The sequence below is a fragment of the Acidobacteriota bacterium genome (assembly GCA_030697165.1).
Taxonomy (GTDB): Bacteria; Acidobacteriota; Vicinamibacteria; order Vicinamibacterales; family UBA2999; genus 12-FULL-67-14b.
Map to the genome: position 1 here is coordinate 92,995 of JAUYQQ010000011.1, position 15,614 is coordinate 108,608.

The window sequence follows — 15,614 nt, forward strand, 5'->3', positions numbered from 1 at the left end:
ACTATTCCTTTTCCTTCTTCTCGCGCGCATCCCGTTCGGCTTCGAGGCGCTGAATGCGCCGGGCCTCGTCCATGATGCGTTCATACAACCGGGCCACGGCGTCGCCGTCGAGCGGCCCGCCGAGCTCCTCGTTCACCTTCCGCACGTGGGCAATCACCGCCGCCTCGCGCGCCGGCTCGTAGATCGGGCGTCCCAGTTCGTGCTTCAGCCGGCCGACCGTATACGCGCACCGCGCCCGGCTGTCGAGGAGGCGCACGATCACCTCGTCGATCTTGTCGATCTCGTCCCGCAGCGCTTCGAGGTTCAATTCCGCAGCCATCGCACGTACCGCTCCACCTCGTCCAGCAGGCCCGGGGCCTGTCCGTGCTCGGCAATGACTTTCACCAAGGCGCTCCCCACCACCGCGGCGTCGGCCCATTGGCCGACGGCCTTCACGTGCTCTGGCCGCGACAGGCCAAATCCCAGGGCCAGCGGCAGGTTGGTCTCGGCCTTGACCCGCTCCGCCAACTCCCGCGCCGAATCATCCACCGTATCGCGGACGCCGGTGACCCCGAGGCGCGAAATGCCATACAGGAAGCCGCTGCCCAGGGCCGCCGCCTTGCGAATCCTCTCGACCGTGGTCGTCGGGCTCAGCAGAAAAATTGTATCAATCCCGGCGCCGGCAAAGGCGGTCCGAAAGGCCTCGCCCTCCTCGGGCGGCATGTCCAGGGTCAGCACCCCGTCCACCCCGGCCGTTCGGGCCTGGCTCACGAACTCGTCCAACCCCATGCGAAGTATCGGATTGGCGTAGCTGAAGATCACGACCGGCGCCGAAATAGAGGCGCGGGTGGCTGCCAGCATGGTCAGCACCTTCGGCAAGGTCGCACCGGCCGCCAGGGCCCGCTCGGTGGCCCGCTGGATGACCGGACCGTCGGCCAGCGGATCCGAGAACGGCACCCCCAGCTCGATTACGTCGGCCCCGGCCCGGTCGAGCCGTTTCAGGATCTCGGCGGTCTGCTCGAGGCTGGGATCGCCGGCCGTGATGTAGGTCACGAGGCCGGTTTCGCCCTTGGCGCCGAGCGCCGCGAAGCGGTCGCTAATGCGCCCCACGGCCGGCCTCCTTCAGGATCTGTTCGACGGTCTGCACGTCCTTGTCGCCGCGACCAGACAGGTTGATGACCAGTACGGCACCAGGTCCGAAGTCTTTCCCGTGCTTGAGCACGTAGGCGATGGCGTGTGCGGACTCGAGCGCCGGAATTATCCCCTCGAGCCGCGCCAGTTCCTGGAACGCCGCCAGGGCCTCGGCATCTGAGGCGTAGTGATACTCGGCGCGACCGGTCTCTTGCAGGAACGCATGCTCGGGACCCACGGCCGCGTAGTCGAGGCCGGCCGACACCGAGTGGGTCGCCTCGATGTTGCCGTGCGCATCCTGCAGCACGAAGGTGCGCGTGCCCTGCAGCACTCCTGGAGCCCCGCCCGCGAAGCGCGCGGCGTGCCGTCCGGAATCGATTGCTTCCCCGCCGGCCTCCACCCCAATCAGCTTCACCCCCGCATCGTCGATGAACGCGTCGAAGATCCCGATGGCGTTGCTGCCGCCGCCGACGCACGCAATCACCGCATCGGGCAGCCGTCCCACTTGCGCCAGGCATTGCGCGCGGGCTTCCTTGCCGATCACCGACTGGAATTCGCGCACCATCAGCGGATACGGGTGCGGGCCGAGCGCCGACCCCAGCAGGTAGTGCGTGTCGTCCGGGCGCGCGACCCAGTCGCGCATCGCCTCGTTGATCGCGTCCTTCAAGGTGCAGCTGCCGGAATCCACGCCGCACACGGTGGCGCCGAGCAGCCGCATGCGGAACACGTTCAGCGCCTGGCGGCGCATGTCTTCGGTGCCCATGTAGACGACGCACTCGAGGCCGAGCAGCGCGCACGCGGTGGCGCTGGCCACGCCGTGTTGCCCGGCGCCGGTCTCGGCGACAATGCGCGTCTTGCCCATGCGCTTGGCGAGCAGCGCCTGCCCCAGGGCGTTGTTGATCTTGTGGGCGCCGGTGTGGGTCAGGTCCTCGCGCTTCAGCAGGATGCGCGCGCCGCCGCAGGCCTCGCTCAACCGACGGGCGTCCCACAGTGGCGTTTCACGGCCCACGTAGTGCTGCAGCAGCCGCTGTAGCTCTTCGCTGAACGCCGGGTCGCGCCTGGCCTCGAAGTACGCCGCCTCCAATCCCTCGATGGCGGCGACCAGCGTCTCGGGCACGAAGCGCCCGCCGAACGCGCCGTAGTAGCCGCGCGCGTCGGGATCGCGCCGGCCAAACCATGAATAAGGTGCCAAGGGTGCCATAGGTGCCTGGGGTGCCATAGGGTTAAGTGCCTGTTACTCTTACTGCGTCGATGAATGCGCGGAGTTTAAGAAGATCCTTGATGCCCGGTTCGGTCTCGACACCCGACGCGACATCCACCGCGTAAGGCTCTACCGTCTTGATGGCGTCGGACACGTTCTCTGCGGTCAGTCCGCCGGCCAACACAATCCGCCGCTTCGCCGCGATCGCGCGCGCTCGCGTCCAATCGACCGTCTGCCCCGTGCCGCCGTGCCGCACGGGGTCGTGCGCATCGAGCAACACCGTCTCATCGTCCACCGCGGGCTCAATGCCGTCGGTCGACGCCGCCAAATGCACCGCGCGCAGCACCGGCAGCGCCAGACGGCCAGGCGGGAGCGCGCCATGCACCTGCGCCAGCCGCAGCCCCGCCTGGGCCGCTTGCGCAATGTCGTCGGCGGACGGGTTCACGAACACGCCAACGGGAGTAATGAACGGTGGCAGGCCATCAACGATTGTCGCGACGGCTTCAAGGTTCGCATGACGAGGGCTGGCAGGCCATAGCACGAAGCCAACCGCATTGGCGCCGAAAGCGACGGCCGCCTCTGCGTCTTCGCGCCGCGTCAGGCCGCAAATCTTGACGGCGGTCACGCGGTGGCTCCCATCGTCTCGATCAAGCCGGCCAGGGCCGCGCCCGGATCAGGATCAACCATGAAGCGCTCGCCCACCAGGAATGCCTGGTAGCCGAGTGCTGTCATTGCCTGCAAATCCTCGCGGGTCTTCAAGCCGCTCTCACTGACGCCGATGACCCCCTGGGGAATCCGCCCGGCAATGGTTCGCGAGGCGTCGAGGTCCACTTGAAGCGTGCGCAGGTTGCGGTTGTTCACGCCGATGATCGACGCGCCTGCGGCAAGTGCCCGATCGCATTCCACCAGGTCGTGCACTTCGACGAGGGCGGCCAGGCCGAGGGAACGGGCGGCAGCCGAGAAGTCGCGCAGCTCGGCGTCGCTCAGCGCGGCCACGATCAACAGGATCGCGTCGGCGCCGGCGGCGCGGGCCTCGAGCAGTTGGTATTCGTGGACCATGAAGTCCTTGCGCAACAGCGGCACCTTCACCGCAGCTCGCACGGCGACCAGGTGTTCCTGCGAGCCGTCGAAGAACCCCGGCTCCGTCAGCACCGAAATCGCGGCGGCACCGGCCCGCTCGTATCCGGCGGCGATGGCGACCGGGTCGTACGCCGACCGCAGCACGCCACGCGACGGCGAGCGGCGCTTGCACTCCGCGATGATGTTCACCGCGTTCGGGCGCGACAGACGCGCGGTGAACTCGTCGCCGGCCGGCGTGGCGGCCATCGCGCGCCGTTCGAGCTGGGCCCGCGGTTCGCGCGCGATCGCCGACGTCACCCGTGACCGGGTGGCGGCAACAATGGCCTCCAGCAGGTCGGGCGTCGCTGCGCTCACGCGCCGGCTCCGTTCGAGACGCGAATGAGACGGTCGAGAACCGCGGCCGCCTCGCCGCTATCGATGGCGGTCGCCGCGCGGGCGACCCCGGCCCGCACGGTCTCGACGGCGCCCGCGATGAACAGCGCCGCGCCGGCGTTCAGCAACACGACGTCGCGTGGCGCGCCCTTGGCGCCGGTCAGCACCGAGCGAACAATCACGGCGTTGGTGGTGGCATCACCGCCCTTCAGGGACTCGGGGGTGGCCTTGGCGAGACCGAAGTCCGCGGGGTGCACATAGAACGTCTGCACCGCGTTGTTCCGGCACTCCGACACCTTGGTGTAGCCCGTCGTCGACAGCTCGTCGAGGCCATCGGCGCCGTGCACGACCCAGGCGCGTTCGGAGCCAAGCAGCGCCAGCGACCGCGCGATCAACTCGGTGAGGTCGGGCCGCGGGACGCCGACGATCTGCCGGGTCGGGCGCGCCGGGTTCGTGAGCGGCCCCAGCAGGTTGAAGGCCGTGCGCACGCCGAGGTCCTTGCGTGCCTGGGCCGCGTGCTTCATGGCGGGATGGAACGTCGGGGCGAAGAAGAACGCGATGCCGACCTCGGCCAGGCAGCGTGCCGCCACATCGGGCGTGGCCTGGATGTTGACGCCGAGGGATTCGAGCACGTCGGCGCTGCCGCACTGGCTCGAAACGGATCGGTTGCCATGCTTGGCCACCGGCGTGCCGCACGCGGCCATCACGATCGCGGCCGCCGTGGAGATGTTGAAGCTGCCGGAGCGATCGCCACCGGTGCCGCACGTGTCGAACACCGGACCTGGTTGCGCCGGCACGGCCACTGCATTGGCCCGCATCGTCTGCGCCAGGCCCACCAGTTCGCTGGGCCGCTCGCCTTTCATGGCGAGACCGACCAGCAGCCCGGCGATCTGCGCGGGTGCGGCCTCTCCACGCATGATGGCGGCCATCGCGGCCGCGGCCTCTTCGGTGCTCAGGTCTTCCTGCCGGCGCAGTTTCTCGATCAGGGCTGGGAACATGGTCACATCTCGAGGAAGTTGCGCAGAATGCGGCGGCCTTCGTTGGTCAGCACCGATTCGGGGTGAAACTGCACGCCGTGAATCGGCAACGTCCGATGGCGAATGCCCATGACGAGGTTGTCTTCCTTGGTTCGCGCGGTGATCTCCAGGTCTTGCGGCATGCTCGATTCGGCCACGATCAGCGAGTGGTAGCGGCCGGCCTGGAACGACGTGGAGATGCCGGCGAACACTCCCTGGCCGTTGTGCTCGACGGTGGAGGTCTTGCCGTGAATGGGCTGAGGCGCGCGCCTGACTTCCCCGCCAAACGCCAATCCGATCGCCTGGTGGCCGAGGCACACGCCCAGCACCGGCATCCGCGGCCCGAACTCCTTGATGGCGTCGAGCGAGACGCCCGCTTGTTCGGGGCGGCCTGGGCCAGGCGAGATCACCACACGGTCGTGGCCAAGCGAGCGCAGCGTGTCGAGCGACACCTCGTCGTTGCGCCTGACGACCAGTTGCGCGCCAAGTTCACCCAGGTACTGCACCAGGTTGTAGGTGAACGAATCGTAGTTATCGATGACCAGGACCATGAATGCCTACAGTCCGGTCTGCGCCAGTTCCAGCGCCCGCAACATGGCGCGCGCCTTGTCCTTGGTCTCTTCGTACTCCGCGGTCGGGTTCGAGTCGGCGACGATGCCGGCGCCGGCTTGGATGTAGGCCTTGCCGCCTTCCATCAAGATGGAGCGGATGGCGATGCAGAAGTCGAGGTTGCCGGCAAAGTCGAGATAGCCGACGGCGCCTGCGTACAGCCCGCGGCGGTCCGGTTCGAGCTCGTTGATGATCTGCATGGCGCGCACCTTGGGCGCCCCCGAGACCGTGCCGGCCGGGAAGCAGGACACCAGCGCGTCGAGCCGGTCGTTGCCCTCAGCGAGCTGTCCTTCGACCACCGATACCAGGTGCATCACGTGCGAATAACGCTCGAGCGCCATGAAGGTCGGCACGCGGACGGTGCCGTAGTCGCAGACGCGGCCAATGTCGTTGCGGCCCAGGTCCACCAGCATCACGTGCTCGGCCTTCTCCTTCTCGCTGCGCTTGAGTTCCTCGGCCAGCCGCACATCCTCTTCGTCGGTCTTGCCGCGCGGCCGGGTGCCGGCAATGGGATGCGTGACGGCGTGACGGCCCTCGACCCGCACCAGCATTTCCGGTGACGAACCGACGATCGAGCGGTCGCCCATGCGAATGAAGAACATGTAGGGCGACGGGTTGACATGGCGCAGCGCCCGGTAGACCGTGAACGCATCGACGCCGACCTCGGCCTCGAAGCGCTGCGACAACACGACCTGGTAGACGTCGCCGGCGGCAATGTATTCCTTCGCTTGCTTGACGATCGACTCGTAGGCTTCCTGGGTGAAGTTCGACACCAGCTTCAGCGCGTCGCCGCCGGCCGTGCGTTTGAGCGACAGCGCGCGATCGAGCTCGCCCTCGAGAAATTCGATCTTGGCGCACGCGAACTGGTACAGCGACTTCAGGTCTTCGTCGCCCGAGATGCGGGCGTTGGCGATCAACAGGATGCGATGCTGCACGTGGTCGAACGCGAGCACCGTGTCGAAGAGCATGAAGCCGGCGTCATCGCGCTCCGACGTGCCCGCATCGGCGCGCGCCGTGGTCGGCTCGAACCACGCGGCGGTGTCGTAGCCCAGGTAGCCGACCGCCCCGCCGGTGAAGCGTGGCAGGCCCGGCACAAACGGCGACTGGAAGCTGTTCATCAGGCCCCGCAGGGTCTCGATGAACGGTTGTTCGCTCTTGCTGGTGACCCCCGCCTTCTCGATCTCGGTCTCGCCATTCTTGCCGCGCAGGATCAGGAACGGATCCTTGCCGAGGAACGAATAGCGCCCAACATGCTCGCCGCCCTCAACGCTCTCCAACAGGAACGCATAGTCGGAATGCTCGGCAATCTTCAGGAAGGCCGACACCGGCGTCAGCAGGTCGGCCACCAGTTCCTTGCACACCGGCACAAACGTGGCCCGCTTCGCGAGATCCACGAACTCTTCGAACGTCGTCTGCTTCATTGCTTCTCCAATATGCCAAGCCTTGCGGCCGCGGCGTCTCGCATCACGCGATCGGCCGGCCGCTGCTCGGTCCACCACTCAAACTGGGCTTGCGCCTGCGCCACCAGCATGTCGAGGCCGCCAATCGTCCGGCAGCCCGCGGCGGCAGCGTCGCGCAGCAGCCGGGTTTGCGGCGGGTTGTAGACGAGGTCGTAGACCAACTCACCGTCAAGCGAATGGCCGGCCGGCAGCGGCGACCGCTCAGTGTCGGGCGCGGTGCCCACGGGAGTGGCGTTCACGAGCAGGTCCCAGGAACCTGGCGCGGGTGGCCATTCACCGATGGCGGCACTGGTCAGGGCGGAAATCTCCCGGGCCTGCTCCGGCCGGCGGGCGCACAAGGTCACGTGGACCCCGGCCGCAGCCAGGGCGATCGCCACCGACCGGGCGGCGCCGCCGGCGCCGAGCACGGTCGCGCGCTTGTTGGGCAGCCGCATGGCCGATTCGAGGGGCGACAGGAAACCGGCGACGTCGGTGTTGCAGCCCAGCCATTTCTTGCCGACCCGCCGCAACGTGTTCACCGACTGGATGCGGCGGCTGACCGGGTCGCATTCGTCGGCCCGCTCGAACGCCTGCACCTTGAACGGGGCCGTCACGCTGGCACCGGCGAGATTCACCACCTCGGCAAACGCCGTGAAGTCGTCGTAGTCGTGGGCTGCCAGGGGCAGGTACACCGCGTCGAGGTTGGCGGCGCGAAAAGCGGCGTTGTGCATCGACGGCGACACCGAGTGCGTCACGGGCTTGCCGACGACGCCGTAGATGGCGGTGTGGCTGCCGATGCGCCGGAAGCGGAACTCATTCAGCATGCGCGGCAGATCGATCTGGCCGGGCGCGACCTGGTCGCCGGCGTAGGTCCAGCACGACCCGAACCAACTCGCCAGGACGCGCGTGGCGATGCCCGCATCCCCCATGGCAATCAGGGCCATGGGCACCCGGGTCGCAAGGCCGATCGATCGCAGCGTGAGACAGTCGGCCAACCGCTGTGCCGTCACCGCCAGCTTGACCACCTCGGCGCCGCTGGCGAGCATGGCCTGCGCCTTGTCGTGCACATCCGCCGGCGTCCCCTCGAAATCGTGATGCGAGAGCACGATTCGCCGGCCGCCGGTCTGCGCCATCAAGTCGGCGCAACTGCCGTTCCACTCGAGGTCCACGAACTCGGCGCCGAGGGTGAGCGCCTCGGCGAGAATGCGCCGGCGCTCTTCTTCGCTGCCGGCGAAATGCCCGCCCTCGGACTTGGGGCGGCAGGTGACGATGACGGGCTTGCGGCGGCCGGCCAGGGCCGCGGCCGCACTGGGGTCGCGAACGGAGTCGAGCCGCAACTCCACCAGGTCGGCCTCGCCCGCCTGGTCACGGCGCGTACGCAGCTCGGCCATGGTGTCGGCCGTCACGGTCGCGCAGAGTTTCGCCTTCATTCCAAAATCCCCAAGTCCCAAAATCCCTAAATCCCTAAATCCAGCATCCCAAAGCACCAGATCGCCAAATCACCAATCCACCAAATAAAAAAGCGCCTCTTCCCTATCGGGTTGAAGAGGCGCTTCGGTCGAGCGTCGTATTACGCGTCGTGGTTATACGGACCGGCTAGCCTCTCCTGCTGGGCACCAATACCACCACGTACGCACACCGCTCCCGATCTGGTCGAAAGACCGGTTCCGAGGGGCGGTGAACAAGACTCGCGAGCGCATGTGAACGTCGAAAGGCTAACAGACCCAGTGTGTTGGCGTCAAACCGCGGAGGTGGCTGGGGCACTTGAGGCATCCCGTTCCGAGCTTGCTTCACCCGGGGGAACACCGTATAACCAATGTCAGCCGCCTTTTCATCAGAAACTTGCATGTATTCACGCATTTTCGCGCTCATCGCCCTCGTGATCGGTTCCTTGGTCGCCGCGCCGCAGGCGCAGCTGGCCACGATGCCGCTTGATGAGGTCCGCCCTGGCATGGTCGGCGTCGGCCGCACCGTGTTTTCGGGCACCACCCTCGAGGATTTCAAGGTCCACGTCCTGGGCGTGCTGCGCAACGTGCTTGCCCCCAAGCGGAGCCTGATCCTGGCGCGGCTCGAAGGCGGGCCCCTGGCCAAGACCGGCGTGATCGCCGGCATGAGCGGCAGCCCGGTCTACATCGATGGGCGGCTGATCGGCGCCGTGTCGTATTCGCTCGGCCAGTTCTCGACAGAGCCGATTGCCGGGATCACGCCGATTGCCGAGATGATCGACGCGACCATGATGCCGGCGGCCGCGCGGGGTTCGCGGCCGGTGGCCATCGCCTGGCCGGCCACGCCCGCGCAGCTGATCAGCATCTGGTCCCAGGACCTGGGTCGATCGCGATCGTTCGTGGATGACCCGTCGCAAGCACTGGTCCTGTCGGGCGTGGCAGGCGAGGTCGGCCGCCTGGGATCGATGCTGAGGCCGATTGCGGTGCCCATGGTCGCCGCGGGCTTTGACCAGTCGGTCATGGATCCGATCTCGCCGGCGCTGGCCGCCGCCGGCTTCGTGCCGGTCTCTGGGGCGGGGCTGTCGAGTGCTGCGCAATCGCCGGGCACCACGACGGCCGGTGGCAACGACCGCCGGCTCGCGCCTGGAGACGCGGTGGGCGTGGCGCTGATGACCGGCGACTTCGAACTGGGCGCGACCGGCACGGTCACTCACGTCGATGGCGATCGCGTCTATGCCTTCGGGCACCCGCTGTACAACCTGGGGCCGACCGAGTTCCCGATGACCAAGGCCCAGGTGCAGGTTGTGCTGCCCAGCTTGATGGCGTCGAGCAAGCTGGCTAGCTTTGGCGAGATTGTCGGCACGGTGCAGCAGGACCGCGCGACCGCGATTGCCGGACGCCTTGGCGCCGGCCCGTCGCTGATTCCCGTGTCGATTACGCTGAACTCCGACCGGGGGCCGTCGCGGTCGTTCAACTTCGGCGTGGTCCGCGACTTCACCTTCACGCCGCTCCTCACGTATCTGACCGTCGCCAACGTCCTCACGTCGTACGAACGCGGCGCCGGTCCTGCATCGTTTGCCATTCGCGGCACCGCGTCCATCAGGACGCAGGGCGATATCGCGTTCGAGGACATGTTCTCGGGCGAGCAACCTGCCGGGGGCGCCGCCGCCTACGTGGCTGGCCCGCTGACGGCGTTGTTGAAGAACGCCTCCGAAACCGTGGACGTCGATCGCATCGACCTCGTGATCGATGCCAGCGAGCAGCAGCGCAGCGCCCGCATCGAGCGGGTCTGGCTCGACACGACCCGGCCCCGTGCCGGCCGTGATGCGGTGGTGAATGTCGCGATGCGCAACGCGCGCGGCGACGAAGTGATCAAGCAGGTGCCGATTCAGCTGCCGGCCAACGCTACCGGTTCGCTGCAGCTGATCGTGGCTGATGCCGCCCGAACGACCGCCGACGACCGCCGCGATACCCGCGGCGCCGACATGCAGCGCGTGTCGCAGTTGATGCGCACCTTCAACCGCGCCCGCCGCAACAACCGTCTTTACGTCCGCCTCACCTCCCCCGACTCCGGCGCCGTCGTCAACGGCGAGCCCATGGCGGCGCTGCCGCCGTCGGTGCTGTCGGTGCTCGAAGCCGACCGCAACAGCGGCACGGTCGGTGTCCTGCGAACGACCACGCGCGGCGAGTGGGAATTGCCCCTCGATTTCGCCGTGACCGGTTCGCGCCAGTTGACCCTCAACCTCGATCAACCTTAAATGACTCGTCGAACCCTGTTTGGCGCGGCCCTGGCCGCGGGCCTGCTCGCGGTGTCCACGCTGTCGGCCGCGCCGGGTTTCTGGCAGGCCGCGACCCAGGCCGATTTTCTCCGTGGCGAGGTCGACCAGTTGTCGATCGACGAGCACGGCCGGCTGACGCTCGGACCTGAACTCACCCCGGTTCACGACCCCGGGGTGCCGTTCGTGTGGACCATGCTCACCACCGCCGATGGCTCGGTGTATCTCGGCACCGGCAACGACGGCAAAGTGATTCGCGTCGATGCCAAGGGCCAAGGCACCGTGTTCTTCGACAGCAACGAGATGGAAGTCCACGCGCTGGCGGCCGCACCGGGCGGCGGCCTGTACGTGGCCACGTCACCGGACGGCCGCATCTACAAGGTGGACGCCAAGGGCCAGGCCACGACCTTTTTCGACCCGGACGACAAGTACATCTGGTCGCTGGCCGTGGACCGCCAGGGCACCGTGTTCGCGGGTACCGGCGACAAGGGCACCGTCTATCGCATCAACAGCGACGGCAAGGGCGAGACGTTCTTTTCCACCAAGGCGACGCATGCCGTGTCGCTGGCGTTCGACGCCAGCAACCAGCTGCTCGTCGGCACCGGTTCCCCGGGGCGGGTCTTTCGAGTCGATAGCACCGGCAAGGGCTTTCTCCTGCTGGACACGCCCCTGCAGGAAATCCGCGCCCTGCGGGTGGATGCGAAGGGCGTGATTTACGCCGGCGCGCAGAGCAGCCGCGGTGCCGGCGGCGGCGATACGTTAGCCGAGCCCGCAGTGGCGCCGCCAACGGTCACCCCCTCGATCCCGAACGTCTCGACCGAGATCACCTCCATCGCGGTGGTTGACATGCCGGCCGCAGCTCAGTCACCCACGGGCGACCGTCGCAACCAGACCGGCGCGATTTTCCGCGTGCAGCCCGATGGCCTCTGGGATCAGATCTGGGCGCCGGCCGAGGACGCCCCCTATGACATCGTCATCGAGCCCGATGGCGCCCTGCTCGTCGCCACCGGCGGCAAGGGCAAGCTCTATCGGCTCAGCGGAGACCCTGTTCGCGCGGTGCTCGTGACGCGCGTGCCGGCGCAGCAAGCGACCCAGCTGATTCGGACGGCCGACCGCACGCTGATTGCGACCTCGAATCCCGGACGGCTGATGGCCATCTCGTCGGCGCGCGCGGCGCGCGGCACGTTCGAATCGGACGTGAAAGACGCCCGCCTGGTATCGAGTTGGGGCGTGGTGGCCTGGAAGGCCGTGACGCCGGCAGGCGCCAAGGTGGAGGTCTTCACCCGCTCCGGCAACACCCGCACCCCGGACGAGGCGTGGAGTGCCTGGGCCGGCCCCTACGCCAGCGCCGACGGTTCCGCCATCACCAGCCCGAAGGCTCGCTATCTCCAGTGGCGTGCCGTGCTCACCGCTACCACCGCCAGTCCGGTGCTGACCTCGATCACCTCCGCATACCTGCCGCGCAACGTCAGGCCGCAAGTGGCCTCGATCACCGTGCACCCTCCCGGCACCGTGTTCCAGAAGCCCTTCTCGAGCGGAGAAACCGAGATCGCCGGTCTGGAAGACGAGGTGAGCGAGCGCCGCTCGGCGGCGGTCGGCACGCCCGGCCCCGGCGGCCCGGCGCTGGGCCGGCGCATTTACCAGAAGGGCCTGCAGACCTTTGTCTGGAAGGCCGACGATGAGAATGGCGATGAACTGACCTACGACGTGTTTTACCGCCGCGAGGGAGAGACGGCCTGGCTGCCGCTCAAGCGCGACCTGCGCGACACGCTGCTGGTGTGGGACACGTCATCGGTGCCGAACGGCACGTACGTCCTGAAGGTGGCCGCGTCTGATGCGCGGGCCAACCCGGCGGAGTCGGCGCTCGTCGGCGAACTGGAAAGCACCAGCTTCGAGATCGACAACGTCGCGCCGACGGTGCAAGCCGGCGCCGTGCGTCGCGATGGCACCGGATTCATCGTGCCGGCCGAGATTCGCGACACCGACTCCGCCATCACCCGGGTGGAGTTCTCGGTCGACGCCCAGCGCTGGCAGCCGGCTTTTCCGCGCGACGGCATTCTCGACGCCCGCCAGGAGTTGTTCGAGATTCGGCTGGACGCCGGCGCGGCCGGGCGCACGCTGGTAATTCGCGCGATCGATGCGTTGGGAAATGTCGGGACCGGGCAGGTCGTGATTCGCCTGCCCTGAGCGAGGAGTCGAAGGGCTAGCGCAACAACACGAGGTCGTCGTCGTGGCGGCCCTTGACCGTGGTGTTGGCGACGAGCCACACCATCTTCACCGCGACCGCATCGCCGGTGCGGGCCTGGGCCGGCGCGAACTGCACGCGATACGCTTCATTCAACATCGCATTGACCACCGCTCGCTCTGCGAGGGGGCGCGCATCGTTGATGACTTCAATCCCCTGCACGCGCCCCTCGCGGGAGACCACCGCCGACAACGCGTATTCGGCATCCTCTTCCGACATCTGGATGGCCGGATCGGTCATGGCGCGCGGCGCCATCATGTCGTAGTTGAGCCGCACCGGGTTGGCGTTGGAGCCGGGATTGGCGAGCAGCGAGATGACGGCCGCAAGCGAGTCGGGACGCTCCTGGTTGGCGGCATGCAGCACGCTGGCCGAGCCGACCACGCAAATCAGCGTGGCGACCGTGGCGCCAAGGCCCGCCCACACCAGGTGCATGTCCTGGAACAACGTGACGATCCGCGTCTGCGCCGAGAGCTGCTCTTCGACGCCGAGTTGCTCGACCACTTGTTCCGACAGGCGCAGGGGCTCGATCGCCGCCTGCTCGCCGACTTCGGCGGCCATGCCGCGCAGCGTCGCCCCAAGCGCAAAGATCTGCTCCGTCTCGAGGCTGCAGGCGACGCATTCGGTGAGATGGTTCTGAATGGCGAGGCGCTCGGGAAACGGCACTTCGCCGTCATAGAACGCTTCGAGCCGTCCGCGCACGTCGGCGCACGAATGTTCGTGCATCATACGCGCACCCCCTGGAGTTGCTGGCGCAGCGTCTGACGGGCCCGCGTCAGGCGAGACTTGACCGTGCCGACCGCGACGCCGAGCGAGAAGGCGATGTCGTCGTAGCTCAGGCCGTCGATCTCGCGCAGCACGATCACGGTGCGCTGGTCGAACGGTAGTTGATCGAGGGCGGTCCACAGCCGTTCGGCCAGCTCCTTGCGCGCGTAGGCGCGGTCGGGCGACGTGTGTTCGCCGGGCTGGCGCAGGTCACCATGCGCGGCCACGTGTTGATCGAGGGAGACCTGGTCGGACTGGTGGCGACGCCGCCACCAGCGCTGGCGGTTCCGGGCCTGGTTGATCGCGATGCGATAGATCCAGGTCTTGAGCGCCGATTGGCCGCGGAAGCTGCCAATAGTGCGGAACACGTTGAAGAAGACTTCCTGGGAGAGGTCGAGGGCCTCGTCACGGTCTCCGAGCAGGTGCAGGGCCAGTTGATAGACCATGCGCTCGTGGCCGGATACCAACTCGGCACACGCGGCCTGTTCCCCCGCGGCACAACGCTCGATAAGCGCCGCTTCGTGGTGGCCGACCTCAGCCCAACCGAGTGCCCCGGCGTCTTTCATGACGGAATCGGTGACAAATCGAATGCCCATGGTCAGTCTATCAGCTTAGAAACCACCGGGGCCCGAAAGTTCCCTCCCATTTGCTACCATCGTCTCCGTGCGCCCGACCCTGGTTGTTGTCGTACTCGTGGCCATCACGGGGGTGGCGGGGGCGCTCGCCTATTCTGCGCTGGCCAACGAGCGGGCGTTCGAGCGCCGGATTAGCGAGGGCGACCAGGCCGTGGCCGCGGAACGCCATTTCGAGGCCATCGAGGCATTTTCGGGCGCGATCGCGCTCAAGCCAGACTCGATGCTGGCCCATCTCAAGCGGGGTGCTGTTTACCTGAACCAGAACGAACTCGACGCCGCACTGCGCGACTTGCGCGAAGCCGTCGAACTTGACCCGAGCGCCCTGCTGGCCATTGAACTGCTGGGCGACGTCAACGCCTCGCTGAACCGGGCCGAACGCGCGATCGAGCGCTACGAGACGTATCTCAACCTCGACGAACGCAGCGCGCGGGTCCAGTACAAGCTGGGCCTGTCCCGTTATCGAGCGGGGCACCTTGAGCCGGCGGCGGCGGCCCTGCACCAGGCGCTTAAACTGGACCCGGCACTCGGCGACGCGCATTACGTGCTGGGTTTGGTCCTGCGCGACCAGAACCAGCTGCCGGCGGCCCGTCGTTCGCTCGAAGAGGCCGCGCGCCGGTTGCCGGCCGGCCAGACGGCGCCGCGCGAGGCGCTGGCCGAGGTCTACGCTCTCGCGGGCGAGCACACCCGGGCGATCAACGAACTGGAAGCGCTCGCCGCGCTCGACGTGGCGCGGGCCGATCGACTGGTGGCGGTGGGCCTGGCCCAGGCGCGGGCCGGGCGCGAGGAGGCGGCGGTCGTGACCCTGAGCCGGGCGCTCGAGCGCTTTCCCGATGCCCCGGCGGCGTACGCGGCGCTTGGCCACGTCTGGTTGACCAGCGCCGAACGGCGCGGCGATCGGGTCGCGCTCAACAAGGCGCTCGAAGCGCTGCAGCAGGCCGCGGGCCGGTCCGACGCGACGAGCGACACCCTTGCGGAACTGGGCCGGGCCTGGTTGCTGGCGGGCGACCGGCCGGCCGCAGAGCGGGCCTTGCGCCAGGCTGTGGCGCGGGTCCCGGTGCCGCCTGACGCCTACCTGCAACTCGCCGAGGTCACGGGCCGCGACGGCCGTATCCAGGATGCGCGCGATGCGTTGCTGAGGTACGCGACGCTCGTCGGTGACGACAAGCCGCTCGCCGCGATCAGCTCGCGGATCGCGGACATGTCGCTGCGGCTCGGCGAACCAGCCCTCGCCGTCCGCTGGCTCGAGCGGGCAATTAACGAAGCCGGACCGAGCACGACACTCCAGATCCGCCTGGCTGACGCCGCACTACGAGGCGGTGACCGCGAGCGGGCGCGTCACGTGATTGACGAAGCCCTGGCCGCCGAGCCGGGCAATCGCCAATTGCTGCAGTTCAAGCAGCGGCTCGCGGCGCAACAGCCGTAGG

At 67.8% G+C, this 15,614-nt stretch carries 14 protein-coding genes; 3 read left to right on the forward strand and 11 right to left on the reverse strand.

Annotation, left to right across the window (positions count from 1 at the left end):
- Position 1 precedes the first annotated feature (1 nt).
- From pheA to aroE, 9 genes are read right to left on the reverse strand one after another with little or no spacing between them, the layout of a single operon-like run.
- Positions 2-319, reverse strand: coding sequence for a chorismate mutase (pheA, locus tag Q8T13_11815; GenBank protein ID MDP3718442.1), 318 nt, complete (start codon positions 317-319; stop codon positions 2-4).
- The gene (gene trpA / locus Q8T13_11820; GenBank protein ID MDP3718443.1) at positions 304-1,089 is read right to left on the reverse strand and encodes a tryptophan synthase subunit alpha; all 786 of its coding nucleotides are present in this window, start codon (positions 1,087-1,089) and stop codon (positions 304-306) included. Before trpA ends, pheA begins: the two co-directional genes overlap by 16 nt.
- Positions 1,076-2,302: a tryptophan synthase subunit beta gene (gene trpB / locus Q8T13_11825; GenBank protein MDP3718444.1), complete on the reverse strand. Its 1,227-nt coding sequence runs from the start codon at positions 2,300-2,302 to the stop codon at positions 1,076-1,078. Before trpB ends, trpA begins: the two co-directional genes overlap by 14 nt.
- Positions 2,303-2,333: 31 nt before the next feature.
- The gene (locus Q8T13_11830) at positions 2,334-2,936 is read right to left on the reverse strand and encodes a phosphoribosylanthranilate isomerase (protein ID MDP3718445.1); all 603 of its coding nucleotides are present in this window, start codon (positions 2,934-2,936) and stop codon (positions 2,334-2,336) included.
- Positions 2,933-3,745: an indole-3-glycerol phosphate synthase TrpC gene (gene trpC / locus Q8T13_11835; GenBank protein MDP3718446.1), complete on the reverse strand. Its 813-nt coding sequence runs from the start codon at positions 3,743-3,745 to the stop codon at positions 2,933-2,935. The genes Q8T13_11830 and trpC overlap by 4 nt, the downstream gene beginning before the upstream one ends.
- On the reverse strand, positions 3,742-4,761 hold the full coding sequence (gene trpD, locus Q8T13_11840) for an anthranilate phosphoribosyltransferase (protein MDP3718447.1): 1,020 nt from the start codon (positions 4,759-4,761) through the stop codon (positions 3,742-3,744). Before trpD ends, trpC begins: the two co-directional genes overlap by 4 nt.
- Positions 4,762-4,763: 2 nt before the next feature.
- Positions 4,764-5,330 carry an aminodeoxychorismate/anthranilate synthase component II gene (locus Q8T13_11845; GenBank protein MDP3718448.1) on the reverse strand — a complete coding sequence of 189 codons (567 nt, stop codon included), beginning with the start codon at positions 5,328-5,330 and terminating at the stop codon, positions 4,764-4,766.
- 6 nt (positions 5,331-5,336) lie between these two features.
- Positions 5,337-6,809, reverse strand: a complete 1,473-nt coding sequence (gene trpE, locus Q8T13_11850) for an anthranilate synthase component I (protein ID MDP3718449.1) — start codon at positions 6,807-6,809, stop codon at positions 5,337-5,339.
- Positions 6,806-8,257 (reverse strand): shikimate dehydrogenase, encoded by a 1,452-nt coding sequence (aroE, locus tag Q8T13_11855; protein ID MDP3718450.1) that lies wholly within the window; start codon positions 8,255-8,257, stop codon positions 6,806-6,808. Before aroE ends, trpE begins: the two co-directional genes overlap by 4 nt.
- Before the next feature lie 416 nt (positions 8,258-8,673).
- Here aroE and Q8T13_11860 point away from each other — a divergent pair, with 416 nt between their 5' ends.
- Positions 8,674-10,530: a SpoIVB peptidase S55 domain-containing protein gene (locus tag Q8T13_11860; GenBank protein MDP3718451.1), complete on the forward strand. Its 1,857-nt coding sequence runs from the start codon at positions 8,674-8,676 to the stop codon at positions 10,528-10,530.
- A complete protein-coding gene (locus Q8T13_11865) occupies positions 10,531-12,735 on the forward strand; it encodes a hypothetical protein (protein ID MDP3718452.1) in 2,205 nt (734 codons plus the stop codon).
- A gap of 16 nt (positions 12,736-12,751) precedes the next feature.
- On the opposite strand, the gene Q8T13_11870 is transcribed toward Q8T13_11865, so the two are convergent.
- Positions 12,752-13,519: a zf-HC2 domain-containing protein gene (locus tag Q8T13_11870; protein MDP3718453.1), complete on the reverse strand. Its 768-nt coding sequence runs from the start codon at positions 13,517-13,519 to the stop codon at positions 12,752-12,754.
- Positions 13,516-14,151, reverse strand: a complete 636-nt coding sequence (locus Q8T13_11875) for a sigma-70 family RNA polymerase sigma factor (GenBank protein MDP3718454.1) — start codon at positions 14,149-14,151, stop codon at positions 13,516-13,518. The genes Q8T13_11870 and Q8T13_11875 overlap by 4 nt, the downstream gene beginning before the upstream one ends.
- Positions 14,152-14,218: 67 nt before the next feature.
- On the opposite strand from Q8T13_11875, the gene Q8T13_11880 reads away from it, so the two are divergent.
- Positions 14,219-15,613, forward strand: a complete 1,395-nt coding sequence (locus Q8T13_11880; GenBank protein ID MDP3718455.1) for a tetratricopeptide repeat protein — start codon at positions 14,219-14,221, stop codon at positions 15,611-15,613.
- The last annotated feature ends 1 nt before the right edge of the window (position 15,614 follow it).

Excerpts from the sequence above, each read along its gene's own strand:
- Q8T13_11865 (MDP3718452.1), top strand. The coding sequence starts at position 10,531 with ATGACTCGTCGAACCCTGTTTGGCGCGGCCCTGGCCGCGGGCCTGCTC.
- aroE (MDP3718450.1), bottom strand. The coding sequence starts at position 8,257 with ATGAAGGCGAAACTCTGCGCGACCGTGACGGCCGACACCATGGCCGAG.
- Q8T13_11875 (MDP3718454.1), bottom strand. The coding sequence starts at position 14,151 with ATGGGCATTCGATTTGTCACCGATTCCGTCATGAAAGACGCCGGGGCA.
- Q8T13_11860 (MDP3718451.1), top strand. The coding sequence starts at position 8,674 with ATGTATTCACGCATTTTCGCGCTCATCGCCCTCGTGATCGGTTCCTTG.
- pheA (MDP3718442.1), bottom strand. The coding sequence starts at position 319 with ATGGCTGCGGAATTGAACCTCGAAGCGCTGCGGGACGAGATCGACAAG.
- Q8T13_11845 (MDP3718448.1), bottom strand. The coding sequence starts at position 5,330 with ATGGTCCTGGTCATCGATAACTACGATTCGTTCACCTACAACCTGGTG.
- Q8T13_11870 (MDP3718453.1), bottom strand. The coding sequence starts at position 13,519 with ATGATGCACGAACATTCGTGCGCCGACGTGCGCGGACGGCTCGAAGCG.
- trpE (MDP3718449.1), bottom strand. The coding sequence starts at position 6,809 with ATGAAGCAGACGACGTTCGAAGAGTTCGTGGATCTCGCGAAGCGGGCC.
- trpD (MDP3718447.1), bottom strand. The coding sequence starts at position 4,761 with ATGTTCCCAGCCCTGATCGAGAAACTGCGCCGGCAGGAAGACCTGAGC.